The sequence below is a fragment of the Streptomyces xiamenensis genome (assembly GCF_000993785.3).
GTDB classification, from domain to species: Bacteria; Actinomycetota; Actinomycetes; order Streptomycetales; family Streptomycetaceae; genus Streptomyces; species Streptomyces xiamenensis.
On record NZ_CP009922.3, the window covers coordinates 1,430,458 to 1,456,913 of the forward strand.

A 26,456-nucleotide genomic window follows, 5' to 3' on the forward strand; every position below is an offset into this window, starting at 1 on the left:
AGGTGCCGGAGGAGCCCCTGCTGTTCGCCCGGACCGGGGTGCTCAGCGGCTGGTGGGAGAGCGGCCTGTGTCTGATGTGCCGCAGGGAAGGGGTGCCGGTGATCTGGCTGGGGCCGGTGATCCACGGGGCCCGGCACGCGCCGTTCTACTCCTGCGAGACGTGCACCGGATGGCTGGTGCGGTACGTCGGCACGCACGATCACGACGCCCCTCCCCCGGCACCGCCCTCGTCGCCGGCGCCCGTGGGGGAGTTAGGGCTCCGGTACGTCGTCGCCGCGCTCGGTGTGCTCACCGTGGCCGGGGCCGTCGGTTCCCTCTGGCTGGCCTTCTCCGGCCGTCCGCCCTAGTTGTACGGACCAGCGAGATGGGGGCACACGGCCGGCGGTGGTCGGCCGCGTACCCGGACCGACCGACCGCGAACCGCGGCTCCCGACGTAGGACCGCGGAGAAGGATGACTCAGGAATCGGACGGCTCGATCTCTCCCGCGAAGACGATGATCTGGTCGATGAGGCTCCGCGTCAGATGGACGACGTCCGTTCCCGCCAGGCGGGGGCCCCCACCGGGCGTGGTGAAGACCCACTGGTACCGGGCCCATTCGTCAGGCATGTCCACCGCTGAGCAGCGCACCATCGTCCCGGCCCCCGCCGGATGGTGGCGGATGTCCAGCACGAACCGTTCGACCGCGGAGATTCCTTCGCTGCGACCCAACGGCCCCCAGAAGACCACGTCCGCGGTCAGGGCCTGGGAGAGCAGGGCAGTCACATAACTGTCGTCCGAGGTGTTGAACGCGGAGATGAACGTGTCGATCGCGGAGCGTGCGGTCTCTTCCTGCATGCCTCAGTCATACCAGCCGCTTCGCGCGTGTTGGTCCCACAAGCAGCATTCCGATCACAGCGAACCGTCCCCGTCACGGCACGAGGTGTGTTGCCGGGGGACGTTGGTGACGGGTCCCGGTGTCGCCGGCCGGCCAGGACGGGGGTCGTGGACAGTGTCCCTGCCCGCCGTTCACGACCCCCGCACGGTGTGGGCCGTCAGACTTCGATCAGGCTGTACGTACCCGTACCGTCCTGTCTGCCGCCGGAATACTGGCGGATGAACTCCCCGTCCGCGTACCGGTCGTGGCCCATCATGGAGCCGGTGTACTTGTTCTGCACACCGACCAGCGAACTGCCGGGAACGTCGCGGTAGATGTAGAAGCGCTGGAGATCGTCCTCCGTGCAGGAGGCCGTCCGCAGGATCGCCCGTTCGTCAGCCGCGGTGGGCTGGGCGATGGTCGCGCACCCTCCGTTGCCCCAGTTCCACAGGGACGCCTCGAGGACCCCGTTGGTCTCCGTCACGTTGCACAGGCGCCAGTGGTCCAGGTGGGCGCTGAAGATCGTCGAGGGCCGCAGGCGGACACCGTCGCTCGCCAGGACCGGCGCGCCCCAGGACAAGGGCTGGCCGGGTACGGCGATCTTGTAGACGGTGGTCTGGCAGTCAAGGGCGGCCTGCGTGCCCTGCCCGGTGGCCTCGGGCTGTCCGGCGGACGTGCCGCCGGTGAGGGCCGGGCTCCGCACGCTGCGTTCCCGCAACTGTTCGGCCGTCGGCGCCACCGCACCCGCCGGGTGCTCGGCCTGCGCGGCGGCCGAACCGCAGTCGAGGAGGTTCTGTGCCTTGGCCACGATGCTGCCCGCGGGCACATCGTCCTGGCAGCGCACCGCGCCTTCCTCAAGGGTGGTGTAGGTGGTGAAGCTGCCGCTGCCGGACCCCTCGATCCACCGCAACGCCCAACTGCCGTCGTCCTGCTGTGCGCGGTTGCAGTTGAGGCTTCCGTACGTACCGGTGACTTTCTTGGTGCCTTTGTAGACGCCGTAATAGCCCGGCTGGTTGAAGTTCCACGTGACCTTGTCCGACTCGGTGCTGGTGGAGGAGTATTCGACCTTGACGTTCAAGCCCAGGCTCGCGGCGACGGCTTCGAGAGTCGCGACCTTGAAACCAGCCTCGATTTTTCCCTCAAGGCCGACGGAGACCGAGATGGTCGTCTCCGTGCTGGTGGTGACTTCGTGGCTGCCGGTGGTGCCCTCGGTGACGTACCAGCCCTTGAAATGGGTGATGGTCGGGGACACTTCGGTGGTCTTGAGATACGGGTGGCGCGTGCCGAGTTCGGCGGAGGTGCAGGCGTCGCCGAGCTTCGGCCCGTCGGCGGCTGTGGCGGCTTCCGGGAGCCCTGCCGCGGCGGCGTGGCCTGCCACGGCGGTCATGGCGGCGAGCGTCGACGCGGCGGTCACGGTGAGGGCGACCAGTCCTCTGGCCCAGCGGCCGGAAGATCCTAAGTGGCTCATCATGCCCTTTCCCTGGCCCAAGTCCCCCCCAGGCCGGAACCCTGCCAGTGATGTGTGCGGAGCATTGCTCGATCACAAAGAATTTAGCAGCGGCGGCAACGTGTGGGGGGCGAAACCAGGCGGCCCGAGGTGAAAACCATGACCCCGCATGAGCTGTTGGCAATTGACCCGCCCAGGCCATAAAAGAATCCCGTCCGCCGGGACCGATATCCACCACCAAGCCATCACGATATTCGCGGGACGTGCACATACTGAAACCAGGGGCGGAGTGTCCTCGGATGCCGCTCACCGGCGCGGTCCGGCGGTGTTGATCGGCATCTCACGCACCGCCTACCGTCAGGTCGGTGGAGACAACGCACCGGCCCGCCGCCCGGGTCATCTGTCTGGACGCCGCCCGCCGTCTGCTGCTTCTGCGCTGGCGTGACCCGTTCGACGGGAGGTGGCTGTGGGAGCCGCCCGGCGGCGGAATCGACCCGGGCGAGACCCCGCTGGTGGCGGCACGGCGCGAACTGGCCGAGGAAACCGGGCTCGATCCCGCCTCGGTGCTGGACCGGTCGGTGCCCGTCGACCGTGACTTCCGGTGGAACGGAAAGCGGTTCGTCGGGCCCGAGCACTTCTTCCTCGCCCGGTTCGCCGAGGAGCAACCCGCGCTCGCGCGCACCGGCCTGCTCCCCGACGAGCAGGTGAATCTGGGCGGGCACGCGTGGATCTTCCCCGCCGAACTCGGCGCGCTGCCGGACCCGCTGGAACCACCCCACTTGCCGTCCGTCCTCGCCGCCCTGGTCCCGGACGGTCCGTGAGGGCGACGGGCTGAGAGCGCGGATGTGAGGCGGCGCGGGCCCGACGGCCGCGTGTGCGTTCCGGCGCGTCGAGCGGGCCCGCTCGTGCAGGTCCTGCCGCACCTGGCCCCGTTCCCGCCCCGGTCCCTGACGGGCGGCGAAAGCGTTTGCCCGACCGGGTGCGGCTCTTGCACAGTTGCGGGCCGCCCACCGAAAGGACCGCACCATGCGCACGCTGTACGTCGTCACCCACCCGGAGGCGACCCACCACGTCGAGAAAGTCGTCGGCGGGTGGCACGACTCCCACCTGACGCCCGCCGGCGTCCGCGCCGCCGGCTCCATCGCCCAGGCGCTGCGGGCACAGGTCCCGGACGACGCCGAGGTGGAGCTGTACTCCTCGGACCTGCGGCGCACCGTCCGGACGGCCGAGGAGGTGGCGGAGGTGTTCGGCGTGCGGCCGGCCCTGGACCGCGATCTGCGGGAGAAGTCCTACGGTGAAGCGGGCGGAAGGCCGCAGGAGTGGCTGGACCGGCGGTTCGTCCCACCGCCCGCCGTCGGGGAACGGATGGACCACGACGAGGGCGTGGCGGGCGCGGAGACCAAGCTGGAATGGGCGCGGCGCCTGTACGCCGCACTGGACCGGATCCTGGCCCGCCCCTGCCGCCACCAGATCATCGTGACGCACGGCGGCTCCCTCACGTTCCTCGTCGCGGCCTGGATCAGGATGCCGATCGAGGCGGCCGGGTACGCCAGTTTCCGGGCGCCGTCCGGCAGCATCAGCACGCTGCGCGAGGACGACTTCTTCCACAACCGTCAGCTCGCCGTCCTCGGTGACACCCGCCATCTTGACACCACCGGGGCCGGCTGACGCGCCCTTCGCTCAGCACGAGGCGCGGAGGAACCGGCTGGGTTCCCGGCCGAGCGGGGTGGGCGCCGTCAGTCGACGGGGGCGACCCGGATCAGGTTGCCGTCCGGGTCCGCGACGACGAAGGTGCGTCCGAAGACCGTGTCGGCCGGCTCGCTGACCACCCGGACGCCCTTGGCCACCCACTGCTCGTACCGGCGGTCGATCGACTCGGGCGCGCCCGGCAGACAGAGACAGACCTCGCCCGTGCGCGGCGCCCGCGCGTTCAGGCCGCCGTCAGCCTGGCCGCTCCACAGGGCCAGGTCGGCGCCGTCCCCGAGGGAGAAGGAGATGTATCGGGGGGTCTCGAAGGTGGGTTTGAGCTCCAGGAGGTCGGCGTAGAAGCGGGCGGCTTCGGGCGCGTCGTCGACGTAGACGATGAAGGTGATCGAGGCAGGCATGAGGCGTTCCCTGGGTCGGTCGTTCTGAGTGGACGACCGGAGCCTGCCGGTCATACCTGACGGATCCCGTCACCTTTTCTGCGATGCTCGGATTCCGTGACCCCGGATCGTTTCTTCTCACTGCTGCTGGCCCTGCAATCGCGGGAGGCCACGACCACCGCGGACCTGGCCGCCGAGTCCGGGGTGTCCGTGCGCACCGTGCTGCGGGATCTGCGCTGGCTCCAGGAGGCGGGCTTCCCGCTGCTCGTGCGGCGCGGCCGGTGGGGCGGGGTGACGCTGCTGCCCGGTGGCCCGCTGGACACCGCGCGGCTGACGCCGGAGGAGCGGGATCAGCTGGCGCTCCACGGACTGGACGACGCGCAGCGCGGGCAGCTGGGGGCGTCCGCCGACAGCAGCCGGGCGCGCCGCAAGATACGGGCGGCGCCGCGCCAGGCGGGGACCGGCGCGCTGCCGTTGAGTTCGCTCGTCACCACCGACAACAGGCCGTGGTTCTCCGGGGAGTCGGAAGGGCTGCCCCGGGCGGCGTTGGTGGACGCCCTGCGGCGCGGGGTGCGGCTGCGGATCAGCTACCGCCGCTCGGGGGAGCCTGAGCCCGCCTGGCGGGTGGTGGACCCCTACGGCCTGCTGGCCAAGGCCGGGAGGTGGTATCTGGTGGCCGACCGGGCCGGGCGTCCCCGGCTGTACGCGCTGGAGCGGCTCGTGGACTGGGAGCCGGTACGGGCGGCCCGGCGACTGCGTCCGGGCTCGGACCTGGCCGGGGTGGCGGCCGAGCTGACGGCGCACTGGGAGAACCCGGGCGGTTTCCCCATCCGGGCCGAGGTCGATACCGAACGGCTCGGTGTGGCCCGGCGCATGCTCGGCCGGCGGCTGGTGATCGGGGAGGCGGTCGCGGGCGGGCGGGTGAGCGTCACCGTCAACGGGCGGAACGTGGAGGATGTCCGGCTGCTCCTGCCGTTCGGCGGCAGTCTCACGGTGACCGGTCCGGCGCAGGCCCGGGAGCGGATGCGGGAACTCGCCGAGGAGATCCGCGCGGTGTACGCGTAGGTGCCGCCCCGCTCTCCACTCCCCCGCCCAGGGATCGATGCCGGGGGTCAGCCCTCGGCGGCCGGGGGCTCGAAGCTCGCGAAGTAGGAGGCGGCCATGTCCTCGGCCGCGTGGCCCTGTGCCGCCGCCCGCCGGAAGCGCTCCGCGCCCGCCGCCGTCGCGTCCAGCAGGACCCCGGCCTCCTGGCCCGCCGCCACGATGAGCCGGGCGTCCTTCTCGGCAGTGTCCACGGCGAAGCTGGGCGGGGTCAGTGAGCGGGTGCGCACCGCCGTCGATTTCGCCCGCAGGTAGCCCATGTCCAGGCTGCCGCCCGCGATGGCGTCGAGGAACTGGTCGAAGTTGACGCCCAGGCCCTCTGCCAGGGCGAGCGTCTCGGCCGCGCCGTGGGTGACGGCCAGCACCCAGGTGTTGCAGACCAGCTTCAGCCGGGTGGCCTGGCCGGGGCGTTCGCCCACCCACACGATGCGGGAGCCGACCGCGTCCAGCACCGGCTCGATCCGTTCCCACACCTCGGTGGGTCCGGCGATCAGGGTGGTCAGCTCACCGGCCTCCGCCGGGGCCCTGGTGCCCAGCACCGGGGCGTCCACAAAGGTCAGCCCCCGCTCCCGCGCCAGGTCCAGGAGAAGGGGCAGGGAGTCGGTGCCGGCGGTGGTGGACTGGAGCCACACGGTGCCCTCGGCGAGGCCGTCCGCCGCCGCCCGCATCGCGTCCAGGGTGGCCGGTCCGTCGTACAGCATGGTCAGCACGGTGTCCGCGCCGGCTACCGCATCCGCCGGATTTTCGGCGACCCGGGCGCCGTCGGCCGCCAGGGGTTCTGCCTTGGCCCGGGTGCGGTTCCACACCCGTACGTCGTGGCCGGCCCGGCACAGGTTGCGGGCCATGGCGGCGCCCATGATGCCGGTGCCGAGGACCGCGACGGAGCGGCGCGTCATGATCAGACCACCTGGTGGAGCCAGCGGACGGGGGCGCCCTCGCCCGCGTACCGGAACGGTTCGAGTTCGTCGTCCCACGGCTTGCCCAGCAGGCGGGTGATCTCCATGTGCAGGTCGCTCTCGCCGCGCGCGGCGCGCGCGGTGGCGGCGCGCAGCCGGTCCTCGGGGATCATGATGTCGCCGTGGATACCGGTCACCGCGTGGTAGATGCCCAGCTCAGGGGTGCAGCTGTAGCGTTCGCCCTCCGCAGACTGGGAGGGGTCGCTGGTGACCTCGAAGCGCAACAGATGCCAGCCGCGCAGGGCGGAGGCGAGTTGGGAGGCAGTGCCGGGGGCGCCCTGCCAGGAGAGTTCGGCGCGCCAGGTGCCGGGGGACGCGGGCTGTCTGATCCAGTCGAGGGACACCCGACTGCCCAGGACTCCCGCCACGGCCCACTCGATGTGCGGACACAACGCGCGCGGCGCGGAGTGTACGTACAGGACTCCTCGTGTGGTCATCGGGTCCTCCAGGTCTTTCCTACCAGCGCCCACACCCCCACGTACCGCGCACGAACAGTAAACACCATGGAGATCATTTCTCGCCAAAATGGACAGCGTGTGACATGAGGTCATGTCTTTTACGCTGGATGAAGGGCCCGATCCCACTCGCCGTCCAGTGCCTGGACCCAAGCTACCGCGCGGCGGTGGCCCCGGGCCCCGCCGCAGTGCCAGCGCACCATGACTCAAGGGCAGGGAACTGAATGCCGGTCAGCCGCCCCATCCTCGCCTCGACGCTCGCCGCCGCCGCCTCGCTGGCGCTGGTGGCCGGGTGTACGTCGACCCCCGCCGGTTCCGAGCCCGAGTCCGTGAACGCGACGGACGAGGCGGGGGTCCCTGCCGCCCCGCCGTGGAACACCAGCCCGGCGTCGGTGGCGGCGATCGGGGATTCCATCACCCGGGCCTTCGACGCCTGCGGGGTGCTGGCCGACTGTCCCGAGGTGTCCTGGGCGACCGGGACGGACCCTGAGGTGGCCTCGCTCGCGCATCAGCTGATCGGGGACCCCGAGCTGCTGGCCACCCGCTCGTGGAACCTGGCCGAGTCGGGGGCGCGGGCGTCCGACCTGCCGGCCCAGGCGCGGGCGGTCACGGCGCACGATCCGGAGCTGGTGACGATCATGGTCGGCGGCAATGACGCGTGCGCCCCCGATCTCGCCTCGATGACGGACACCGAGGACTTCCGCGCGGACATCGAGCGGGCGGTGGAGATCGTCCGGGAGTCGCTGCCGGACACCCAGATCTATGTGTCGAGCGTGCCGGATCTGCTGCGGCTGTGGGAGGAGGGCAGTACGTCGGCGCTGGCCCGCACGGTGTGGGGGGTGGCGGACGTGTGCCCGTCGATGCTGGCCGATCCGGTGGCCGTCACGCCGGAGGCGACGGAGCGGCGGGACGCGGTGCGCGAGCGGGTGGAGGAGTTCAACGCGGTGCTGGAGTCGGTGTGCGCCGCCGACGCGCTGTGCCGGTACGACGGCGGGGCGGTCTTCGGGTATCAGTTCACGGCGGACGATCTGAGCAAGTGGGACTGGTTCCACCCGAACGCGCGGGGGCAGGCCGCGCTGGCCGCGCTGGCGTATGAGCAGATCAGCATGGAGTAGGGCTCGTCGGTGCCGAATGGGGCCAAGTTATTGACACGGCGGCTTGGCTCTCATTACGTTCACGCCAGCATTTCGAACAGCTGTCGAAATATCGAACAAGTGAGAGGCTGGCTGTCCCCGTGCGCATCACCGGAATCAGTACGCATGTCGTCGGTACCCCCTGGCGGAACCTCACATACGTCCAGGTGCACACCGACGAGGGGCTGACCGGCGTCGGCGAGACCCGGATGCTGGGCCGCACCGACGCCCTCATCGGCTACCTCCGGGAGGCGGAGGTCAACCACATCAAGGGCTCCGACCCGTTCGCCGTGGAGGACCTGGTCCGCCGCATGAAGTACGGCGACTACGGGCGGGCCGGGGAGATCGTCATGTCGGCGATCGCCTGTGTGGAGACCGCCTGCTGGGACATCAAGGGCAAGGCCCTGGGCGTACCGGTGTGGCAGCTGCTGGGCGGCCGGGCGAACGCCTCCGACAACCGGATCAAGGCGTACGCGAACGGCTGGTACACCGTCGAGCGCACCCCCGAGGCCTTCCACCGGGCCGCCGAGGCCGTCGTGGCCCGCGGCTACCAGGCGCTGAAGCTGGACCCGTTCGGCACCGGCAACTTCGAGCTGGACCACGCCGAGACCGTGCGCTCGCTCTCCCTGGTCGAGGCGGTGCGGGACGCGATCGGCCCCGAGCGCGAGCTGCTGCTGGAGATGCACGGCCGCTTCTCCCCCGCCACCGCCATCCGGCTGGCCAAGGACCTGGAGGAGTTCGCGCCGTCCTGGCTGGAGGAGCCGGTGCCGCCGGAGAACCTCAAGGCGCTGGCCAAGGTCGCCGCAAAGACGACCCTGCCGATCGCCACCGGTGAGCGCATCCACGACCGGATCGAGTTCCGCGAGCTGTTCGAGTCCCAGGCCGCCGACATCATCCAGCCGGACCTCGGGCACCTGGGCGGCATCTCCGAGATGCGCAAGCTCGCCGCGACCGCCGAGACCCACTACGTGCTGATCGCCCCGCACAACGTCGGCGGCTCGGTGCTCACCGCGGCCAGCCTCCAGCTGGCGGGCTGCACCCCCAACTTCAAGATCCTCGAACACTTCAACGACTTCGCGGACGCCGAGATCAAGAAGGTCGTCAAGGGGGCGCCCGAGGTGGTCGACGGGTACTTCACCCTCTCCGAGGAGCCGGGGCTCGGCGTGGAGCTGGACACCGACGCCGCCGCCGAGTTCCCGCAGCAGCAGGCCCGGTTCGACCTGTGGGCCGAGGGCTGGGAGAAGCGGGAGGGGACGAACAAGTGACGCGCGGCAGCACGGCGCGCTCCGTCCTGATCGAGGAGCCGGGGCGGCACCGGCTGGTGACGGGGCCGCCCGCCGAGCCGGGCCCGGGCGAGGTGCGGGTGGCGGTGCGTGCCGCCGGGATCTGCGCCAGCGACCGCGAGGTGTACGAGGGCACGCGCGCGCCCGGCTATGTGCGCTACCCGATCGTGCCGGGGCATGAGTGGGCGGGCACGATCGAGGCGGTCGGCGAGGGCGTCGACCCCTCGCTGATCGGGCGCGGGACGGTCGCCGAGGGGTTCCGGGCGTGCGGGATGTGCGAGCGCTGCCGCACCGGGCAGACGAGCCTGTGCACGGCCGGGTACGAGGAGACCGGCTTCACGCGGCCGGGCGCCTTCGCGGACACCGTGGTCGTACCGGCCCGGCTGCTGCACCCGCTGCCCGACGGCGTGGACCTGAGCGCCGCCGCGCTGCTGGAGCCGGCCGCCGTGGTGGCCGCCGCCGTGCTCGCCGCCCCGCCCAGCCCCGGCGAGCGGGTCGCGGTGGTCGGCGCCGGCACGCTGGGGCTGCTGGCCGTCCAGTTCCTGGCCGCCTCCTCCCCCGGCGAACTGCTGGCCATCGACCCCAGGAAGCGTCCGCTGGAGCAGGCCGCGGCGTTCGGCGCGACCGCCACGGTCACCCCGGACGCGGCGAACGCCCTGCACGGGCGCTACGACCTGGTGATCGAGACGGCGGGGGCGCCGACCACCGCCCGGGACGCCACGCTGCTGGCGCGGCGCGGCGGGCGGGTGGTGCTGACCGGGATGCCGGAGGCCGGGGCGGTGGGCATCGATCCGGTGCATCTGTCGGTCTCCCAGCTGACCGTCTCCTCGGTGTTCGGCGCGACGCCCGCCGCCTGGAGCTACGCGGTGCGGGCGTTCGGTGGCGGGCTGCTGCGCCCGGCGGACCTGATCACCCATCAACTGCCCCTGGAATCCTTCGGCGAAGCGATCGAACTCGTCGGTAGCGGAGACCCGGAGGTGGGCAAGGTGTTGTTGACGCCCTAGCCGGCCGCCGGTGCCGCACCGCCCCGTGCCGGGGAGTCGTGTGACCGCCCGCCATCCCGTCCGAACCACGTACGACATATCGAACAAACCCTTACAGGAGCATCGTGTCTGAGTCAGCCGCCGCCCTTCCGCACCGCCCGGGCGAGGCCGCCCTGGCCTCGCTCGGCCACGCCATACCGGCCGGCGACACCGCCGACTCCTCCCCGCACGCCTTCCCCGACGGTGGCCGCTGGCGCACCGAGGTGCCCTCGGTCGAGGGCCCCGAGGCCCTGCACACCGTCCTGAAAGAGGCCGCCCAGCTGGGCGTGCCGGTCCACCGTGTCAGCCAGGGCAGCGGCGTGTGGATGCTCACCGACGCCGAGATCACCGAGATGGTGGACACCGCCGCGCGGGCCGGGGTGGAGCTGTGCCTGTTCACCGGGCCGCGCGGCACCTGGGACATCGGGGCAGGTACCCGTACCGCCTCGGGCGGCGGCGGGCTGCGGGCCCGCGGCCAGTCCGCCGTCGCCGGCTGCGTGGAGGACGCCCTGCGCGCCGCCGCGCTGGGCGTGCGCTGCCTGCTGGTGGCGGACGAGGGCGTGCTGTGGGTGCTGCACCAGCTGCGCGAGCGCGGCGACCTGCCGGCCGACACCACCTTCAAGGTGTCCGCGCTGATCGGCCCGGTGAACCCGGCGGCCGTCTCCGTCCACGAGGGGCTCGGCGGCGACTCCATCAACATCCCCTCGGACCTGACGCTGGAGCACCTCACCGAGATCCGCCGGGTCAGCCGGGTCCCGCTCGACTTCTACCTGGAGGCGCCCGACGATCTGGGCGGCTACGTCCGGATGCACGAGATCGCGGAGCTGATCCGGCGCGGAGCGCCCATCTATCTGAAGTTCGGGCTCAGCAAGGCGCCCGGCATCTACCCGTTCGGCGGGCACCTGCGGGACCTGGCGCTGGAAACGGCGCGGGAACGGGTACGGCGCGGACGGCTCGCCCTGGACCTGCTCGCCCGGCTCGGCGGGGGCGAGAGCGGCACCGACACGATGTCGCCGCTCGGTTCACGGCTTCCGGGCGCGCTCAACCGCTTCCCCATTCCGGCGAGCTGACGGAGAATCAGCCGGCCAGCACCACCACCACAACCGAACAACTTCCCTCACCGAACACCGCCAGGAACAGCGCCACCTGCACGACTCGCACCACGCACCACCGCACAGACAAGGCACCGCACCACCGAGTCGAGAGGACGTGACCCCGTCATGTCTCGCGCACGAGCCGCAACACGCGTCACCACCGCCACCGGCGCCGCCCTCGCCCTCACCCTGCTCCTGGCCGCCTGCGGCCAGGACTCCAACCGGGGTGGGGGCGGCGGCGGTGACCGGGATCCCGAGGCCGAGGGCGGCACCATCGGGATCGCGATGCCCACCAAGTCGTCCGAACGCTGGGTCGCGGACGGCAACAACATGGTCCAGCAGTTCGAGGACGCCGGTTACGACACGGTCCTCCAGTACGGCGAGAACCGGGTCGAGAACCAGGTCTCGCAGATCGAGAACATGATCTCCCAGCAGGTCGACCTGCTGGTGATCGCCGCCATCGACGGCAGCGCGATGACCAACGTGCTCCAGCAGGCCCACGACGCCGGGATACCCGTCGTCTCCTACGACCGGCTGCTGCTGGGCAGCGAATACGTCGAGTACTACGCCTCCTTCGACAACGAGCGGGTCGGCCGGCTCCAGGGCGAGTACATCGTCGAGGCCCTCGGCCTGGCCGACGGCAGCGAGGAAGGCCCCTTCAACATCGAGCTGTTCGCCGGCTCCTCGGACGACAACAACACCCAGTACTTCTTCCAGGGCGCCATGGACGTGCTCCAGCCCTACCTGGACAGCGGACAGCTGGTGGTCCGCAGCGGGCAGACCAAGCTCAGCCAGATCACCACCGCGGCCTGGGACGGCGGCCGCGCGCAGAGCCGGATGGACGACCTGCTGACCGCGCACTACTCCGGCCAGCGGCTGGACGCCGTGCTGTCCCCCTACGACGGCATCTCCATCGGCATCCTGTCCTCCCTCAAGAGCATCGGCTACGGCTCGGGCAACCAGCCCTTCCCGGTCATCACCGGGCAGGACGCCGAACTGGCCTCGATCAAGTCCATCATCGACGGTGAGCAGACCCAGACCGTCTACAAGGACACCCGCGAACTGGCCCGGCAGGCCGTGGCGATGAGCGACGCGCTGCTGACCGGCGGCGAGGCGGAGGTCAACGACACCGAGAGCTACGACAACGGTGTCAAGGTCGTGCCCGCCTACCTGCTGGACCCGGTGAGCATGGACATCACCAACTACCAGATCCTCATCGACGAGGGCTACTACAAGGAATCGGACCTCGGCTGAGCGGCGAGGCGGACGGAGGCAGACGGAAGCACGGGAGCGACGTCATGGCACGTGCACACGGCACGGCATCCGAGCCCGGACACGTCCTGCGGATGAGCGGCATCGTCAAGACCTTCCCCGGGGTGCGTGCCCTGGACGGGGTCAGCATGTCGGTGCGGCCCGGCGAGATCCACGCCATCTGCGGGGAGAACGGGGCCGGCAAATCCACCCTGATGAAGGTGCTCAGCGGGGTGCATCCGCACGGCAGTTACGAGGGGGACATCGAATTCGAGGGCGAGCCCTGCGCCTTCAAGGACATCCGCGCCAGTGAGCGGCGCGGCATCGTCATCATCCACCAGGAACTCGCGCTCATACCGCAGCTGTCCATCGCCGAGAACATCTTCCTCGGCAACGAACGCACCGGCGGACGCGGTTTCATCTCCTGGTCCACCACGCTGAGCGAGACCGAGCGGCTGCTGCGCCGGGTCGGGCTGACCGGCGAGCGCCCGCAGACGAAGATCTCCGCCCTGGGCGTGGGCAAGCAGCAACTGGTGGAGATCGCCAAGGCGCTGGCCAAACGGGTCAGGCTGCTGATCCTGGACGAGCCCACCGCCGCGCTCAACGACGAGGACAGCCGCCAGCTTCTGGACCTGATCCGCGAGCTGCGTGACCAGGGCATCTCGGCGATCCTCATCTCGCACAAGCTGAAGGAGGTGCTGTCGGTCGCGGATTCCGTCACCATCCTGCGCGACGGCCGCACCATCGAGACGCTGCCGGCCGAGGGCCTCACCGAGGACCGCATCATCCGGGGCATGGTGGGCCGCGAACTGGACGCCTACTACCCCGACCGGGTGCCCTACGAGGGCGAGGACGCCGGACAGGTGGCGCTCGCGGTGCGCGAGTGGACGGTGGCCCACCCCGCCGACGAGCGGCGCAAGTCGGTCGACTCGGTCTCCTTCGAGGTGCGGCGCGGCGAGATCCTGGGCCTGGCCGGGCTGATGGGCGCCGGCCGCACCGAGCTGGCGATGAGCCTGTTCGGGCGTTCCTGGGGCCGGTACGAGGGCGGCACGGTGGCCGTGGACGGCGAGGAGGTGTCCACCCGTACGGTGCCGGAGGCCGTCGCGCACGGCCTGGCGTACGTCACCGAGGACCGCAAGACGTACGGGCTGAACCTGATCGACACCATCAGCCGCAACATCTCCCTGGCGGGGCTGCCGGGGATGGCGCGGCGCGGCGTCGTGGACGAGCACGCCGAGACGCGGATCGCCGAGCGCTTCCGCACCTCGATGAACATCAAGACGCCCACGGTGTTCGAGCAGGTGGGACGGCTGAGCGGCGGCAATCAGCAGAAGGTGGTGCTCAGTCAGTGGATCAACACCGGGCCCAAGGTGCTGATCCTGGACGAGCCGACGCGCGGCATCGACGTGGGTGCCAAGGCGGAGATCTACGCGGTGATCAGCGCGCTGGCGGCCGAGGGGCGGGCGGTGGTGCTGATCTCCTCCGAACTGTCGGAGCTGCTGGGTCTGTGCGACCGGATCGCCACCATGGCGGCCGGGCGGCTGACCGGCGTACTGGAGCGGGAGCAGGCGTCCCAGGAGGCCCTGATGCGGCTGATGACGCGCACCGAGGAGCCCGTTGACAGCGTTGTCAGCGCGGCCGGCGGGGGCAGGGGCGACGAGGACGGGGAGGCACGAGGATGAGCGGCACCGACGTCACGCTGGACAAGAACGCGCCCGCGCCGGGCGGCGGTGACGGGCCCGGGCCCGGCCGCGGGAGCGGCGGGCCGGCCGGCGGACTGGCCGTGCTGGCATCGGAGTTGCTGCGCTCGGTGCGCACCAACATGCGCCAGTACGGGATGCTGATCGCGCTCGGCGTGCTGGTGGTGATCTTCCAGATCTGGACCGGCGGCGATCTGCTCATGCCGGGCAACGTCACCAACATCATCCTGCAGAACGGCTACATCCTGATCCTGGCCATCGGGATGATGATCGTGATCATCAACGGCCACATCGATCTGTCGGTCGGTTCGGTCGCGGCGTTCTCCGGGGCGGCCTCGGCGGTCCTGATCGTCAATCACGGGGTCCCGTGGCCGCTCGCCCTCACGCTGTCGCTGCTGATCGGCGCGGCGGCCGGGGCCTGGCAGGGCTTCTGGGTGGCGTACATCGGCATCCCGTCGTTCATCGTCACGCTGGCCGGGATGCTGCTGTTCCGGGGTGCCACCCAGCTGCTGCTGGACGGTCAGTCCCGGGGCCCGTTCCCGCGCGGCTTCCAGAACATGAGCCAGGGGTACCTGCCGGAGGTCGGCCCGTACACCAACTACCACAATCTGACGCTGCTGCTGGGCCTGCTGGTGGTGGCGGTGGTGCTGTTCCAGGAGTGGCGCAAGCGGCAGCAGCAGCGGGAGTACGAGCTGGAGGTGCTGCCCCGCAATCTCTTCCTCCTCAAGTGCGCCGCGATCGTGGCCGCGACGGCCGCGTTCACCATGACCCTGGCCAGCTACCGGGGTGTTCCGGTGGTGCTGCTGATCCTGTCCGGGCTGCTGATCGTGCTCGGCTACGTGATGCGCAACGCGGTGCTGGGCCGGCATGTGTACGCGCTGGGCGGCAACCGGGCGGCGGCCCAGCTGTCCGGTGTGAAGGACAAGCGGGTCACCATGGCCGTGTTCATCAACATGGGCGTGCTGGCGGCGCTGGCCGGATGTGTGTTCGCGGGACGGCTCAACGCGGGGACCCCCGGCGCCGGTCAGCTCTTCGAACTGGAGGCGATCGCGGCGGCGTTCATCGGCGGCGCGTCCATGAGCGGCGGCGTCGGCACGGTGCTGGGCGCGGTGATCGGTGGCCTGGTGCTGGGTGTGCTGAACAACGGCATGCAGCTGGTGGGGATCGGTCCCGACTGGCAGTCGATCATCAAGGGGCTGGTGCTGCTGGCCGCCGTGGGCTTCGATGTGTGGAACAAGCGCCGCGCTCGCACATGAAGGAGCGCTCCCGCACATGAAGGAGCAAAAGGCAACATGAGCACCACGGAGCACCGCACGGCCGCGGCCCCGCCCGCGCGCACCCCGTTCGGCACCCTGCCGGACGGAACCGGCGTCGACCGATGGACGCTGGCGCGCGGCGGGCTGCGGCTCGCGGTGCTCACCTACGGCGGGATCGTGCAGTCCCTGGAAGTACCGGACCGGGAAGGGCGGCTCGCGAACGTCTCGCTGGGCTTCGACCACCTGGCGCCGTACGCGGCCGGCGGCGCGTCCCCGTACTTCGGCGCGCTGATCGGCCGCTACGGCAACCGGATCGACGGCGGGCGGTTCACGCTCGACGGGCGGGAGCACCGGCTGCCGGTCAACAGCGGCGAACACAGCCTGCACGGCGGGAACACCGGGTTCGACCGGCGGCTGTGGGACATCACCCCCTTCGACGGGCCGCTGGGCACCGGGCTCACGCTGCGCCGGACCAGCCCGGACGGCGAGGAGTGCTACCCGGGAACGCTGGAGGTACGGGTGGACTACACGCTCACCGATGGCGGGGCGTTCCGGATCGACTACACGGCGACCACCGACGCCCCCACCCTCGTCAACCTGACCAGCCACACCTACTTCAACCTCGGCGGGGAGGGCAGCGGGAGCGTCGAGGACCACGAGCTGCGGCTGGCCGCCTCCCGCTACACCCCGGTGGGGCCCACCCTCATCCCGACCGGTGAACTGGCCCCGGTCCAGGGCACCCCGTTCGACTTCACGGGCCCGGCCGGCAAGCCGATCGGCCGGGATCTGCGCACCGGGCACGAGCAGCTGCGGTACGCGCAGGGCTACGACCACAACCTGGTGCTGGACGCCGGGGCGGGCGAGGAGCCGCGGTACGCCGCCACGCTGCGCGACCCGCGCTCGGGCCGGGTCATGGAGCTGGCCACCACCGAGCCGGGGGTGCAGCTGTACAGCGGCAACTTCCTGGACGGCTCGCTGGTGGGCTCCTCGGGGCGGGCGTACCGGCAGGGCGACGCGGTCTGCCTGGAGACCCAGCACTTCCCCGACTCGCCGAACCGGCCCGGCTTCCCCTCCACCGTGCTGCGGCCCGGTGAGACCTACCGCAGCAGTACGGTGCACACCTTCACGACCGGGTAGCCGGGTGGGGTTTGCGCCGGTTTGCGGGGGTTGGTGGCTCTTGCTGTAGTGGAAAGCATGAGCTTGCCCTTCGGATCCTCGTCGTCGTCCTCCTCGCCCGACCCGTTCTCCGATCTGCTCAACCGCTTCTTCGGGATGTCGCCGCTCGCCTCGCCCCCCGCCGTCCAGCGGGTGCCGATCGGGCGGCTGCTCACCGACGCCGCGCGCGAGCTGATCTCGCTCGCCTCGGGCCGGGCCACCCGGGACGGCAGCGAGGATCTGGACACCGGCCACCTGCTGTGGGCCGCCACCCAGGTCGAACCGTCCCGGGGGCTGCTCACCACCGCCGGCGCGGACCCCGACCGGCTGGCGGAACGGGTCGAGGACACCCTGCCGCACCCGGGGACGAGGGCCGGCACCCCACTGGGCCTGACTCCCTCCGCCAAACGCACCCTCATCGCCGCGCACGCCCGCTCCCGGGCGGCCGGCGTGTCCTACATCGGCCCCGAGCACATCCTGGGCGCCCTGCTGGACGACCCCGAATCGGCCGCGGCCCGGCTGCTGCTGGGCGACGCCCGGGTGGACAGCGGACGGCTGCGCGAATCCGCCCGCCCCGGCCGGCCCGCCGAGCCCGTGCGCGGCCCCGGCGCGCTGGGCATGCCCGGCACCGCCACCGAGCGGGAGAGCAACACCCCCACCCTCGACCTGTACAGCCGCGACCTGACCGAGGAGGCGGGCGCGGGCCGGCTGGACCCGGTGGTGGGCCGCGCCGAGGAGATCGAGCAGACCGTCGAGATCCTCTCCCGGCGCGCCAAGAACAACCCCGTGCTGATCGGCGAGCCGGGCGTCGGCAAGACCGCCATCGTCGAGGGTCTCGCGCAGCGCATCGTCTCCGGTGACGTGCCCTCCACCCTCGCCGACCGGCGGGTGGTCGCCCTGGACCTGACCGCCCTGCTCGCCGGGTCCAAGTACCGGGGCGAGTTCGAGGAGCGGCTGAAGAACGTCATCGACGAGGTACGGGCCACCGAGCGCTCCACCATCCTGTTCATCGACGAGGTGCACACCGTCGTCGGCGCCGGGACCGGCGGCGAGGGCAGCATGGACGCCGCCAACATCCTCAAACCGGCCCTGGCCCGAGGCGAACTGCACGTCGTCGGCGCCACCACGCTGGACGAGTACCGGCGGCACATCGAGAAGGACGCGGCCCTGGAGCGCCGCTTCCAGCCGGTCACCATCCCCGAGCCGACCGTCACCGAGACCGTCCAGATCCTGGAGGGGCTGCGGGACGCGTACGAGGCGCACCACCAGGTGCGCTTCACCGACGAGGCGCTGACCGCCGCCGCCGAACTCTCCGACCGCTACCTGTCCGACCGCTTCCTGCCCGACAAGGCCATCGACCTGCTCGACCAGGCCGGCGCCCGGGTGCGGCTCAGCGGCGGCCCCGGCGGGGCGGACGGGCAGCGGCGGCGCGAGCGGATCGCCTCCCTCAACCGGGAGAAGGACCAGGCCATCGCGGTCGAGGACTACGAGCGGGCCGCCGACATCAAGCGGCAGCTCGCCACCGTCGAGGCCGAGGGGACGGCGCCCGGCGGGTCCGGCCACCACGAGGGCGTGCGCACCGTCACCGCCGACGACATCGCCCAGGTGCTCTCGCGCGCCACCGGCATCCCCGTCGCCCAGCTCACCGAGAGCGAGCGGGCCCGGCTGCTGCGCCTGGAGCACGCCCTGCACGAGCGGATCGTCGGCCAGGAGGAGGCCGTCACCGCCGTCTCGGAGGCGGTGCGCCGCTCCCGCGCCGGGATGGGCGACCCGGACCGGCCCGTGGGCTCCTTCCTCTTCCTGGGCCCCACCGGGGTCGGCAAGACGGAGCTGGCCAAGGCCCTCGCCGAGCTGCTGTTCGGCGACGAGAGCCGGATGGTGCGCTTCGACATGAGCGAGTTCCAGGAACGCCACACGGTCTCGCGCCTGGTGGGCGCCCCGCCCGGCTACGTCGGGTACGAGGAGGCCGGGCAGCTGACCGAGCAGGTGCGCCGCCAGCCGTACCGGGTCCTGCTCTTCGACGAGGTGGAGAAGGCACACCCCGACGTGTTCCACCTGCTGCTGCAGGTACTGGACGACGGGCGGCTGACGGACGGCCAGGGCCGCACCGTCAACTTCCGCAACACCGTGGTCATCATGACCAGCAACCTGGGCGCCGACCTGATCCTGTCGCACGGCGGTGAGGTCGACGAGATCAGGACCGAACTGCTGGAGCAGCTGCGGCGCGGCTTCCCGCCCGAGTTCCTCAACCGGATCGACGAGACGATCATCTTCCACCGGCTGTCGGACGCCGACCTGGAGCGGGTGGTGGACCTGCTGCTGGAGCGCAGCCGGCGCCGGGTGCGGGCCCAGGGCATGCGCCTGGAGGTCACCCCGGCCGCCAAGCGGCTGCTGGCGGAGCGCGGGCACCAGCCGGAGTACGGGGCCAGGCCGCTGCGCCGCACCATCCAGACGGAGCTGGACAACCGGATCGCCACGCTGCTGCTGAGCGACCGGGTCGAGCGCGGCGACACCATCACGGCGGACGCGCAGGGGGACCACCTGGTGGTGACGGTGACCCCGGTGGCGGACGAGGAGGCCGAGGAGCGGGCCGAGGGCGAGGGCATGCCGCCGCCCATGAGCTGAACCCGGGAGCGGGTCCGGTGGTCCGCCAACGCGCGGGGCGCCGGCCCGGGGCGGGGTGCGCCATACGGGGACGACATCTGTTCGGCCAGCCCGGGACTCTGCTCAACGCACCATGATGAACCTAGCTTGATCCTCATGACGGATTACAGACTCAGCCGCCGTCGCATCCTGACCATCGGCGGCCTGGGAGCCGCCGGGTTTGTGCTGGCCGGCCACTGCCCCGCGAGCGCCGCCACCGGCGCCGCCACCCCCGTCCACCCCACCGCGAGCGCCACCGGCGACACCACCGCCGGCTCCTGGTACGAGCTGACCACCCACCGCTCGGACGGCCCGTACACGCTGACCGCCGCCCAGAACCGGCAGGACATCACGGACGGCAAGCAAGGCGTGCCGCTGGCCCTCGACCTGACGGTGCGGGACAGCGGCGGCAGCGGGGCCGCCCTGCCCGGCACGGCCGTCGAGGTCTGGCACTGCGACGCCTGGGGGTACTACTCGGGTTACACCGACGCCAACCCGGGCGGCGAGGTTCGCGCCGAACGCGAGGACCGCAGCGGCGCCGACCCGGACTCCTTCCTGCGCGGCTACCAGGTCACCGACCGGGAGGGCCGGGTCGCCTTCCGCACCATCGTGCCGGGCTGGTACGCCCCGCGCGCCCCGCACATCCACGTCCGGGTGCACTTGGGCGCCGAGCCGGAGAGCGGCGGCTTCGCGGCGGAGGCCACGCACTTCACCGGGCAGCTGTTCCTGCCGGACGAGCTGGTCGCCGAGGTGTACGAACTGGAGCCGTACGCCCAGCACATCGGTGACGGTCCGGCGACGCTGGCCCGCGACATCGTGTACGCCGGCGGCGGGGAGCGGGACGGCCTGCTGTCCCCGGAGCGGGTCGGCACCCGCGGTCTGACCGAGGGCTGTTCCGCGGCGTTCACCCTGGCCGTCCCGGCGGAACGCGCCAGGGCCGCCGCCCGCGCGGCGTCCGCCGCCCGCGCCGCCTGACCGGTGAGCGCGCGGCCCGCCGGGGGGCGGGCCGCGCGCTCACCGGGGCCCACAGGCGGGCCGGGCGGGCGCCGTCAGCCCGCGTACGGGGCCTGGACGTCGAGGACCCACGTGACGCCGAAGCGGTCGGTGAGGATGCCGAAGCCGGGGCTCCAGGGCGAGGCGGCGAGGGGCTCGACGATGTCGGCCCCGTCGGACAGCGCCTTCCAGTAGCCGGTGACCTCGTCGAGGGTCTCGCCCCGCACGGACTGGAAGAAGGTGCGGTCGGTGAGGGTCATGCCGTTCTCCCGGCGGGTGGACCCGGCGACCGCGGCGGGGTCGGCGTCGTCCGTGCCGGGGATGTCGTAGGCCATGACACGGAACCCGTCCTCGTTCTCGACCTGGCCGAACACCACCTTGCCGGCACCGGGCGCGTCCTTCGGCGCGCCGAGGTCACCGTACGTCACGAGGGTGAGCCGTCCGCCGAACACGCTCTGGTAGAACTCCAGGGCCTGCCCGGCGGTGCCGCGGAAGTTGAGGTGGGTGGTGGTCCTGATGGTCATGGGGGTGTCCTTCTCCTGAGGGTTCCTCGGCGGCCTGTTCGCCGCGGGATCCACCCTCGCGGCAGTAGAGGACAGCGGCGGTCCTCCACTTCGGGCACGATCGGGTGCATGGTCGGAAGTTCCTCCCGGATGCTGTCGTTGCTGTCGCTGTTGCAGACCCGGCGCGACTGGCCCGGCCAGACGCTGGCCGAGCGGCTGGCGGTGAGCCCGCGTACCGTGCGGCGCGACATCGGGCGGCTGCGCGAGCTCGGGTACCGGATCAGCGCAACGAAGGGCCCGGACGGGGGTTACCGCCTCGCCGCGGGATCGGAGCTGCCACCGTTGCTGTTCGACGACGACCAGGCCGTGGCGATCGCGGTCGCCCTGCGGAACGCCTCCGCGAGCGGGGTCGACATCGAGGAGGCCGCGGCGCGGGCGCTGGAGACCGTACGGCAGGTGATGCCCTCGCGTCTGCGCCACCGGATCGACGATGTCCGGTTCACCGGCTCCGAACCCGCCGCACGCGTGGACCCCGGGGTGCTCCGGACGGTGAGCGCCGCCGTGCGGCGGCGGCACGTCCTGCGCTTCGGCTACGGGGAGGCCGACGGTCCCGCGCGACGCGCCGAGCCGCACGCCGTGGTCGCCCGTGGCGGCCGGTGGTACCTCATCGCCTGGGACCTGGACCGCGACGACTGGCGCGTCTTCCGCCTGGACCGGGTGACCCCGCGTCTGCCGCAGGGCGGCCCCTTCACCCCCCGCCCGCTTCCGGCCCCGGACGCGCGGACCTTCCTGGCCGCGCGGTCCAAGGGGTCGGCCGCCGAGGACCGGTGGCCGTGCACCGGGGAGATCGTCATCTCCCTGCCGGCGAGCGAGGTCGCGCCGTGGATCGAGGACGGCGAGGTGGAGGAGCTGACCGAGCGGACGTGCCGCCTCACGGTGGGCTCGTGGTCATGGACCGCTCTGCTCGCGCTCGTGACCCGGTTCGACGCCCCCTTCACCGTCGTCGGGCCGAGCCCCCTGGCCGCCGCCGCCCGTACCCTGGCCGACCGGCTGCGGGCGGCGGCCACCGGCCCGCCGCCGGACGCGGACCCTCAGTCGTGATCCGCTCCGCAACAGGGGTGCGGATCCGGGGTCTCGAACGGCACATAGGTGCCGCCCAGGGCCGGCATCAGCCGCAGCAGCAGCCGCCCGCCCACCCATTCGGGGCGGACGTGGGAACGGGTGAGGAGCACCGTGTCCGGGTCGGCCGGGGTGCCGCCCAGCACCTCGGCGGCGTCGATCGCCGTGGTGGCGAGGAGTTCGGCGACGGTCAGCCGTTCGGGCAGACCCGCGGAGCCGGGAAAGCACACCGCCCGGCCGCCCGTACGGCCCGTGTGCTCGGCCGTGGCGAGCGCGGCGCCCGCGCCCGCCTCCGTACCGCACCGCACCCCCGCCGCGCCGGCCCGCGCGCCGAGCCGGTCCAGGACCCTCCCGGCGTCGGCGGCGGGCACCGCGAGCGACAGGGCCAGGCCCGGCCGCTCGCCCGGCGGGCGCACCCGGTGGGTGCAGGCGTACGCACCGGCCGGCAGCGGGAGCAAGCCGGCCAGCCGGTGCAGCACATGGTCGGCGGCGCGCAGGGTGGTGGTCTCCCGCCCGGCGTCGACGCCGATGACGTGGAACGTGCTCACGAAGGCAGCACCCAGATGGGGTTGGAGTAGAACCACAGGTCGCGCCACGGGTCGGCGTCGCCGACGACGTCCAGCGCCGGACCGTTCGGGTCGGTGGCGGCGCCGTGCAGGCCCACCTGCGAGCGGTTGCCGTCGGTGCCGCGCACCCGGACGTACACCGGGCGGTCGACCTTGCCCAGCTTGTGGGTGAGGGTGACGGAGCCGGTCGACTTGTTGACCTCGAAGGACTGGGCGACCTTGGTGCCGGGGGCACGGAAGCCGTCGCGGTCCTGCGCCGCGCCGGTGACCTCGCCCCGGATGACGTCGACCCGGGCCAGTTCGGGCACGAAGCCGGCCCAGTTGGCGCCGTTGGCCAGCGCGATCTCCAGCCGCAACTCCACGCTCGTACCGCGCTTGACCTGGAGGGTGCCGCCGAGGGTGGCGGAGCGGTTGCCGCCGCGCAGCTGGGCGTCGAGGCCGGAGATCAGCCCGCCGTGGTCCACCCAGACCCGGCCGTCGCGGATGCCTTCCATGACGGCGGCGTAGGAGAAGCCGGTGGCGCCGACGTGGGTGCGGCTGTACTGGCCGGGCCAGTAGTCGCCGGCGTCCAGGTTCAGGCCGCCGGAGTACACCGGGTCGCCGTGGAAGCCGTTCGCGTCGAAGTCCGTGTCGGAGGGGCGGGCGGCGGTGTCGGCGTAGTTGCTGTGCGAGTCGGAGTTGGCGCTGATCCACCAGGGCTTGCCCTCGGCGAGCAGGCTGTCCCACAGGCCGCCGACGGTGGCGGTCATCCAGTCGAAGCCGCCCCAGGTGCGGTAGCTCTCGGCCGGGTAGGCGGGGAAGGAGCCGGCGCCGGGGCTGGAGTCGTAGTAGCCGCGGCCCGAGCCGGGGCCGCCCGGCTTGGCGATGCCGGCGGCCTGGTGGCCGGGGGCGCCCTCCATGCCGACCGCGATGCCGGGCTGCGCGTCGCGCCAGGCGCGGATCTCGTGCGGGGAGTCGATGCCCTTGCGGGAGGGGTGGTTGGCGAGCATGAGCGCGGCCTTGACCTTCTTGCGCTGGACCTGCTCGGCGAGGAAGTTCAGGCCGGAGATGGCCAGGGCCTCGTTCTGCGGGGTGTCGGCGGTGGCGCCCTTGACGGCACCGTCGTAGCCGGTCTCGAACTGCTTGAGGACGTCGACCTCGTTCTTGCCGGGGTGGACGAAGACGGTCGCGTGCTCGGCGGCGGGGATGTTCCACTCCAGGCCCTGGAAGACGAGGGTGTCCTGGTAGCGCTCCCGGGCGGCCTTGATGTCCGGGTTGACCTTCTCCACGCCGATCCGGGAGTGGTTGGTGCTGCCGTGGTCGGTGATGACCATCCAGTCCAGGCCGTGGCGCGCGCCGTTGCGGACCTGGTCGGAGACCCGGTACAGGCCGTCGGAGCTGTACTGGGTGTGGATGTGGTGGTCCCCGGCCAGCCACAGCATCCGGCCGTTGCCATTGCCGTTGCCCCGGCCGTTGTTGCCGGTGGGGCGGGTGCCGGGGGCGGCGGCCGCCGCCTCGAAGGCGGAGGACCCCAGCACGCCCGCGCCGGCGATCCCGGCGCCCAGCAGTCCGGCGCGGCGCAGCATGGAGCGCCGGGAGAGCTGATCGGGGCTCAGCTCGCTGTCCGGGATCTCCGTGTCCATGGCGGCCGGTAGCGCCCGGGGTTCCCCGTCGTGCTCGTGGTCGTGCCTGTGACCGTGTTCGTGGTCATGACCGTGCGGGTGGTGGTGTCCGTGCCCCATGGGATCGCTCCTGTGTCCACGCGTTGTCGCTGCCGCAGGAACTCTGAGAGTGGCAGGTGAACACGAACCCGTATCGACGCCACGTGGAGAAGAACAAAGGAGAAGAATGTCAGGGAATCACCGACGGAATCGGCGAAGAAACCGGGCGAAGAAACCGGCGAGGGGATCGGCGGCGGACGAGGGGCGGCGGGCACGGTCCCGCCCGTTCCGCCGCCCCGACCCGACCCGGTCAGCGACCCTCGGAAGGCACCTGTCGGCCGTGTTCCGGCCCGGCCGGCTCCGCGGACTCACCCGCGCTCACGGCGGTCCCGCCGGCCAGCACCAGCAGCCCGGCGGCCAGCACTCCGGCCCCCACCGCGGCCAGATTGCGGCGTCCGGTGGGCCTGCGGTGCCTGCTGCGGCTCATGGGGTCCTCTCGTGTACCGAACCGTCCTGTACACCTCAACCTAGAAAGCGCTTGTTCACTCCGTCAATCCCCGCCCCGGGCCGGTTCGGTGGACGTCCTGTGGTGGTTCACGGGGGGCTCACAGATCGCGCCGGTGGACCGGCGGCCCGTTGTGCGTGCGGGCGTTGCCGGCCGGTGACCCGCCGCTCATCCGATCCGGGCTGCGGGTGCTGATCGCCGACACGGCCGGGCTCCAGGTGGTGGGCGAGGCCGGGACCGGCGCGGAGGCGGTCGCGCCGGCGGCCGAACTGTGCCCCGATGTGGTGGTGATGGACGTCCGGATGTCCGGCATGGACGGCGTCGCGGCCACCCGGATCATCACGGCGGGCGGCGTGGGCCCGCCGGGTCCGCACCCGCGCCGCATATGCCTATGTCCCGTTCCACGCGCTCCTCCCCCATCTGCGGCTTGCACGGCATATGGGACGGGTAGGGCTCTTGGCCGGAATCGCCGCCCCCACCCGAAGAGGTTCGACCGTGCCCATGGGACCGCTCGCCGACGCGCTGATCCGGGTGCCCCGGCACGCGTTCATTCCGACCGCGGCCTGGGCCAAGCCCGCGGCGGGCGACGGGTACTGGATCGACCGGGAGCGGGATCCCGACCTGTGGTGGACGGCGGTGTGCTCCGACACCGTGGTCTTCACCCAACTGGACGACGGGGCGACCGAGCTGACGGCGCGGAACGCGGCCCGTACCTTCGCGCCCACCTGCTCGGCGTCCAGCCCGCTGCTGATCACCGCCTTTCTGCGGCACCTCGCGCCCGCGCCCGGCGACCGGGTGCTGGAGGTGGGGACCGGCACCGGCTGGACGGCCGCGCTGCTCGCGGACCTCACCGGAGACCCCGGGCGGGTGACGACCGTCGAGATCGACGCCGCGCTGGCGGCCGTCGCCGAGCGCAATCTGCGCGCGGCGGGACCGGTGCCGCGTCTGGTGGTCGGCGACGGCACCGCGGGGGCGCCGGAGCACGGGCCCTTCGACCGGCTGCACATCACCGCCGGGGTGCGGGAGATCCCGTACCCCTGGATCGAGCAGACCCGCCCCGGCGGCGTCATCGTGCTGCCCTACGCGCCTGTGATGCGGCTGCTGCGGCTGGTGGTCGGCGCGGACGGTTCGGCGCTGGGGACCTTCCACGAGGACTGCGCCTTCATGCCGCTGCGCTCCCAGCGCGGGACGGGACCGGGCACCCCGGCCGGCGACCCGGGGCCGCCCCGGACGCGCGCGCTGGACCGCGATCCGGCGCCGCTGCTCGATCCGGCGCCCGGGCTCCAGCTGCTGTTCGACGTCCTCCTCGGCGATCTGCCCTGGGAGGGCCGCGACGGGGAGCTGGTACTGGCCGGCGGCGCCTCCCGCGCCACGGTACGGGCGGGCGAGGTCACCCAGAGCGGGCCGCGCGATCTGTGGGACGAGGCGGAGCACGTGCACGCCGCATGGACCGACCGGGGCTGCCCGGGACCGGACCGGATGGGCCTGCGGCTCACCCGGGAGCGACAGTACGTATGGCTGGATGATCCCGCCTTCCCGGCGACGGACATCCTCACCGCGAGAGGGGATACGCACCATGGCTGACTGTGGATCGTGCGGGGGCCAGGGGTGGGTGTGGGTGCACTACGACGGCAAGCGCCGGAAGGAGAACTGCCCCATCTGCACCGGGAAGTGAGCCGGAGGCGGGTGGGACCGC

25 protein-coding genes and 1 pseudogene are annotated in these 26,456 nt (G+C 72.1%); 17 read left to right on the top strand and 9 right to left on the bottom strand.

Annotation, left to right across the window (positions count from 1 at the left end):
• Positions 1-2 precede the first annotated feature (2 nt).
• Positions 3-347 (top strand): hypothetical protein, encoded by a 345-nt coding sequence (locus SXIM_RS06560; RefSeq protein ID WP_043176759.1) that lies wholly within the window; start codon positions 3-5, stop codon positions 345-347.
• A 110-nt stretch (positions 348-457) separates the two neighbouring features.
• On the opposite strand, the gene SXIM_RS06565 is transcribed toward SXIM_RS06560, so the two are convergent.
• Together SXIM_RS06565 and SXIM_RS06570 are read right to left on the bottom strand one after the other, a co-directional pair.
• Positions 458-835 carry a hypothetical protein gene (locus SXIM_RS06565; RefSeq protein WP_030726243.1) on the bottom strand — a complete coding sequence of 126 codons (378 nt, stop codon included), beginning with the start codon at positions 833-835 and terminating at the stop codon, positions 458-460.
• A 197-nt stretch (positions 836-1,032) separates the two neighbouring features.
• Positions 1,033-2,322 carry a hypothetical protein gene (locus SXIM_RS06570; RefSeq protein ID WP_046725483.1) on the bottom strand — a complete coding sequence of 430 codons (1,290 nt, stop codon included), beginning with the start codon at positions 2,320-2,322 and terminating at the stop codon, positions 1,033-1,035.
• 344 nt (positions 2,323-2,666) lie between these two features.
• Between SXIM_RS06570 and SXIM_RS06575 the strand changes: the two genes are divergently transcribed.
• Both SXIM_RS06575 and SXIM_RS06580 read left to right on the top strand, forming a co-directional pair.
• Positions 2,667-3,122, top strand: coding sequence for an NUDIX domain-containing protein (locus SXIM_RS06575; RefSeq protein WP_046723244.1), 456 nt, complete (start codon positions 2,667-2,669; stop codon positions 3,120-3,122).
• A 205-nt stretch (positions 3,123-3,327) separates the two neighbouring features.
• Positions 3,328-3,969 (top strand): histidine phosphatase family protein, encoded by a 642-nt coding sequence (locus SXIM_RS06580; protein ID WP_046723246.1) that lies wholly within the window; start codon positions 3,328-3,330, stop codon positions 3,967-3,969.
• Between the two features lie 68 nt (positions 3,970-4,037).
• Here SXIM_RS06580 and SXIM_RS06585 read toward each other — a convergent pair whose 3' ends face one another.
• Positions 4,038-4,406, bottom strand: a complete 369-nt coding sequence (locus SXIM_RS06585; protein WP_046723248.1) for a VOC family protein — start codon at positions 4,404-4,406, stop codon at positions 4,038-4,040.
• Positions 4,407-4,502: 96 nt separating this feature from the next.
• On the opposite strand from SXIM_RS06585, the gene SXIM_RS06590 reads away from it, so the two are divergent.
• Positions 4,503-5,450, top strand: coding sequence for a helix-turn-helix transcriptional regulator (locus SXIM_RS06590; protein WP_030726233.1), 948 nt, complete (start codon positions 4,503-4,505; stop codon positions 5,448-5,450).
• 47 nt (positions 5,451-5,497) lie between these two features.
• Here the strand turns inward: SXIM_RS06590 and SXIM_RS06595 are convergent, their stop codons facing one another.
• Together SXIM_RS06595 and SXIM_RS06600 are read right to left on the bottom strand one after the other, a co-directional pair.
• Positions 5,498-6,382 (bottom strand): NAD(P)-dependent oxidoreductase, encoded by an 885-nt coding sequence (locus SXIM_RS06595; RefSeq protein ID WP_046723250.1) that lies wholly within the window; start codon positions 6,380-6,382, stop codon positions 5,498-5,500.
• Positions 6,383-6,384: 2 nt separating this feature from the next.
• Positions 6,385-6,879 (bottom strand): DUF3145 domain-containing protein, encoded by a 495-nt coding sequence (locus tag SXIM_RS06600; protein ID WP_030726227.1) that lies wholly within the window; start codon positions 6,877-6,879, stop codon positions 6,385-6,387.
• A 242-nt stretch (positions 6,880-7,121) separates the two neighbouring features.
• Between SXIM_RS06600 and SXIM_RS06605 the strand changes: the two genes are divergently transcribed.
• The 10 genes from SXIM_RS06605 (at position 7,122) to SXIM_RS27285 (ending at position 20,409) form a co-directional block, all read left to right on the top strand.
• Positions 7,122-8,012 carry a GDSL-type esterase/lipase family protein gene (locus SXIM_RS06605; RefSeq protein WP_030726225.1) on the top strand — a complete coding sequence of 297 codons (891 nt, stop codon included), beginning with the start codon at positions 7,122-7,124 and terminating at the stop codon, positions 8,010-8,012.
• A gap of 119 nt (positions 8,013-8,131) precedes the next feature.
• Positions 8,132-9,295 (top strand): mandelate racemase/muconate lactonizing enzyme family protein, encoded by a 1,164-nt coding sequence (locus tag SXIM_RS06610; RefSeq protein ID WP_030726222.1) that lies wholly within the window; start codon positions 8,132-8,134, stop codon positions 9,293-9,295.
• A complete protein-coding gene (locus SXIM_RS06615; protein ID WP_030726219.1) occupies positions 9,292-10,317 on the top strand; it encodes a zinc-dependent alcohol dehydrogenase in 1,026 nt (341 codons plus the stop codon). Before SXIM_RS06610 ends, SXIM_RS06615 begins: the two co-directional genes overlap by 4 nt.
• Before the next feature lie 104 nt (positions 10,318-10,421).
• Positions 10,422-11,405 carry a hypothetical protein gene (locus tag SXIM_RS06620; RefSeq protein ID WP_030726216.1) on the top strand — a complete coding sequence of 328 codons (984 nt, stop codon included), beginning with the start codon at positions 10,422-10,424 and terminating at the stop codon, positions 11,403-11,405.
• Positions 11,406-11,555: 150 nt separating this feature from the next.
• Positions 11,556-12,683 carry a multiple monosaccharide ABC transporter substrate-binding protein gene (gene chvE / locus SXIM_RS06625; protein ID WP_046723252.1) on the top strand — a complete coding sequence of 376 codons (1,128 nt, stop codon included), beginning with the start codon at positions 11,556-11,558 and terminating at the stop codon, positions 12,681-12,683.
• A 44-nt stretch (positions 12,684-12,727) separates the two neighbouring features.
• Positions 12,728-14,362 carry an ATP-binding cassette domain-containing protein gene (locus SXIM_RS06630; protein ID WP_078635074.1) on the top strand — a complete coding sequence of 545 codons (1,635 nt, stop codon included), beginning with the start codon at positions 12,728-12,730 and terminating at the stop codon, positions 14,360-14,362.
• Complete coding sequence (gene mmsB / locus SXIM_RS06635) at positions 14,359-15,636, top strand: multiple monosaccharide ABC transporter permease (RefSeq protein ID WP_030726209.1); 1,278 nt, start codon at positions 14,359-14,361, stop codon at positions 15,634-15,636. Before SXIM_RS06630 ends, mmsB begins: the two co-directional genes overlap by 4 nt.
• A 36-nt stretch (positions 15,637-15,672) precedes the next feature.
• Complete coding sequence (locus tag SXIM_RS06640) at positions 15,673-16,773, top strand: aldose epimerase family protein (RefSeq protein WP_030726206.1); 1,101 nt, start codon at positions 15,673-15,675, stop codon at positions 16,771-16,773.
• Between the two features lie 57 nt (positions 16,774-16,830).
• Complete coding sequence (locus SXIM_RS06645) at positions 16,831-19,416, top strand: ATP-dependent Clp protease ATP-binding subunit (protein ID WP_046723254.1); 2,586 nt, start codon at positions 16,831-16,833, stop codon at positions 19,414-19,416.
• A 135-nt stretch (positions 19,417-19,551) separates the two neighbouring features.
• Positions 19,552-20,409 carry a dioxygenase family protein gene (locus SXIM_RS27285; protein ID WP_052384997.1) on the top strand — a complete coding sequence of 286 codons (858 nt, stop codon included), beginning with the start codon at positions 19,552-19,554 and terminating at the stop codon, positions 20,407-20,409.
• A 74-nt stretch (positions 20,410-20,483) separates the two neighbouring features.
• Here the strand turns inward: SXIM_RS27285 and SXIM_RS06655 are convergent, their stop codons facing one another.
• On the bottom strand, positions 20,484-20,951 hold the full coding sequence (locus SXIM_RS06655; protein WP_030726199.1) for a VOC family protein: 468 nt from the start codon (positions 20,949-20,951) through the stop codon (positions 20,484-20,486).
• A 108-nt stretch (positions 20,952-21,059) separates the two neighbouring features.
• Between SXIM_RS06655 and SXIM_RS06660 the strand changes: the two genes are divergently transcribed.
• Complete coding sequence (locus tag SXIM_RS06660) at positions 21,060-22,031, top strand: helix-turn-helix transcriptional regulator (RefSeq protein WP_030726196.1); 972 nt, start codon at positions 21,060-21,062, stop codon at positions 22,029-22,031.
• On the opposite strand, the gene SXIM_RS06665 is transcribed toward SXIM_RS06660, so the two are convergent.
• The 3 genes from SXIM_RS06665 to SXIM_RS27290 all read right to left on the bottom strand — a co-directional run bounded on the left by SXIM_RS06665 (position 22,022) and on the right by SXIM_RS27290 (position 24,742).
• Positions 22,022-22,597, bottom strand: coding sequence for a hypothetical protein (locus SXIM_RS06665; protein ID WP_030726194.1), 576 nt, complete (start codon positions 22,595-22,597; stop codon positions 22,022-22,024). The genes SXIM_RS06660 and SXIM_RS06665 overlap by 10 nt on opposite strands.
• Positions 22,594-24,336: a PHP domain-containing protein gene (locus SXIM_RS06670; RefSeq protein ID WP_046723255.1), complete on the bottom strand. Its 1,743-nt coding sequence runs from the start codon at positions 24,334-24,336 to the stop codon at positions 22,594-22,596. Before SXIM_RS06670 ends, SXIM_RS06665 begins: the two co-directional genes overlap by 4 nt.
• Before the next feature lie 229 nt (positions 24,337-24,565).
• Positions 24,566-24,742, bottom strand: coding sequence for a hypothetical protein (locus SXIM_RS27290; protein WP_158707967.1), 177 nt, complete (start codon positions 24,740-24,742; stop codon positions 24,566-24,568).
• A gap of 236 nt (positions 24,743-24,978) precedes the next feature.
• On the opposite strand from SXIM_RS27290, the pseudogene SXIM_RS28695 reads away from it, so the two are divergent.
• Together SXIM_RS28695 and SXIM_RS06680 are read left to right on the top strand one after the other, a co-directional pair.
• Positions 24,979-25,044: pseudogene (locus tag SXIM_RS28695) on the top strand (hypothetical protein); the annotation flags it as partial.
• 217 nt (positions 25,045-25,261) lie between these two features.
• Positions 25,262-26,344 carry a protein-L-isoaspartate O-methyltransferase family protein gene (locus tag SXIM_RS06680; RefSeq protein ID WP_046723260.1) on the top strand — a complete coding sequence of 361 codons (1,083 nt, stop codon included), beginning with the start codon at positions 25,262-25,264 and terminating at the stop codon, positions 26,342-26,344.
• Positions 26,345-26,456: the final 112 nt, after the last annotated feature.

Coding starts and splice junctions, on each gene's coding strand:
- SXIM_RS06565 (WP_030726243.1), bottom strand. CDS start 835: ATGCAGGAAGAGACCGCACGCTCCGCGATCGACACGTTCATCTCCGCG.
- SXIM_RS06600 (WP_030726227.1), bottom strand. CDS start 6,879: ATGACCACACGAGGAGTCCTGTACGTACACTCCGCGCCGCGCGCGTTG.
- SXIM_RS06595 (WP_046723250.1), bottom strand. CDS start 6,382: ATGACGCGCCGCTCCGTCGCGGTCCTCGGCACCGGCATCATGGGCGCC.
- chvE (WP_046723252.1), top strand. CDS start 11,556: ATGTCTCGCGCACGAGCCGCAACACGCGTCACCACCGCCACCGGCGCC.
- mmsB (WP_030726209.1), top strand. CDS start 14,359: ATGAGCGGCACCGACGTCACGCTGGACAAGAACGCGCCCGCGCCGGGC.
- SXIM_RS27290 (WP_158707967.1), bottom strand. CDS start 24,742: ATGAGCCGCAGCAGGCACCGCAGGCCCACCGGACGCCGCAATCTGGCC.
- SXIM_RS06670 (WP_046723255.1), bottom strand. CDS start 24,336: ATGGGGCACGGACACCACCACCCGCACGGTCATGACCACGAACACGGT.
- SXIM_RS06605 (WP_030726225.1), top strand. CDS start 7,122: ATGCCGGTCAGCCGCCCCATCCTCGCCTCGACGCTCGCCGCCGCCGCC.
- SXIM_RS06680 (WP_046723260.1), top strand. CDS start 25,262: ATGGGACCGCTCGCCGACGCGCTGATCCGGGTGCCCCGGCACGCGTTC.
- SXIM_RS06660 (WP_030726196.1), top strand. CDS start 21,060: ATGGTCGGAAGTTCCTCCCGGATGCTGTCGTTGCTGTCGCTGTTGCAG.
- SXIM_RS06570 (WP_046725483.1), bottom strand. CDS start 2,322: ATGAGCCACTTAGGATCTTCCGGCCGCTGGGCCAGAGGACTGGTCGCC.
- SXIM_RS27285 (WP_052384997.1), top strand. CDS start 19,552: ATGACGGATTACAGACTCAGCCGCCGTCGCATCCTGACCATCGGCGGC.
- SXIM_RS06655 (WP_030726199.1), bottom strand. CDS start 20,951: ATGACCATCAGGACCACCACCCACCTCAACTTCCGCGGCACCGCCGGG.
- SXIM_RS06585 (WP_046723248.1), bottom strand. CDS start 4,406: ATGCCTGCCTCGATCACCTTCATCGTCTACGTCGACGACGCGCCCGAA.
- SXIM_RS06580 (WP_046723246.1), top strand. CDS start 3,328: ATGCGCACGCTGTACGTCGTCACCCACCCGGAGGCGACCCACCACGTC.
- SXIM_RS06645 (WP_046723254.1), top strand. CDS start 16,831: ATGAGCTTGCCCTTCGGATCCTCGTCGTCGTCCTCCTCGCCCGACCCG.
- SXIM_RS06630 (WP_078635074.1), top strand. CDS start 12,728: ATGGCACGTGCACACGGCACGGCATCCGAGCCCGGACACGTCCTGCGG.
- SXIM_RS06640 (WP_030726206.1), top strand. CDS start 15,673: ATGAGCACCACGGAGCACCGCACGGCCGCGGCCCCGCCCGCGCGCACC.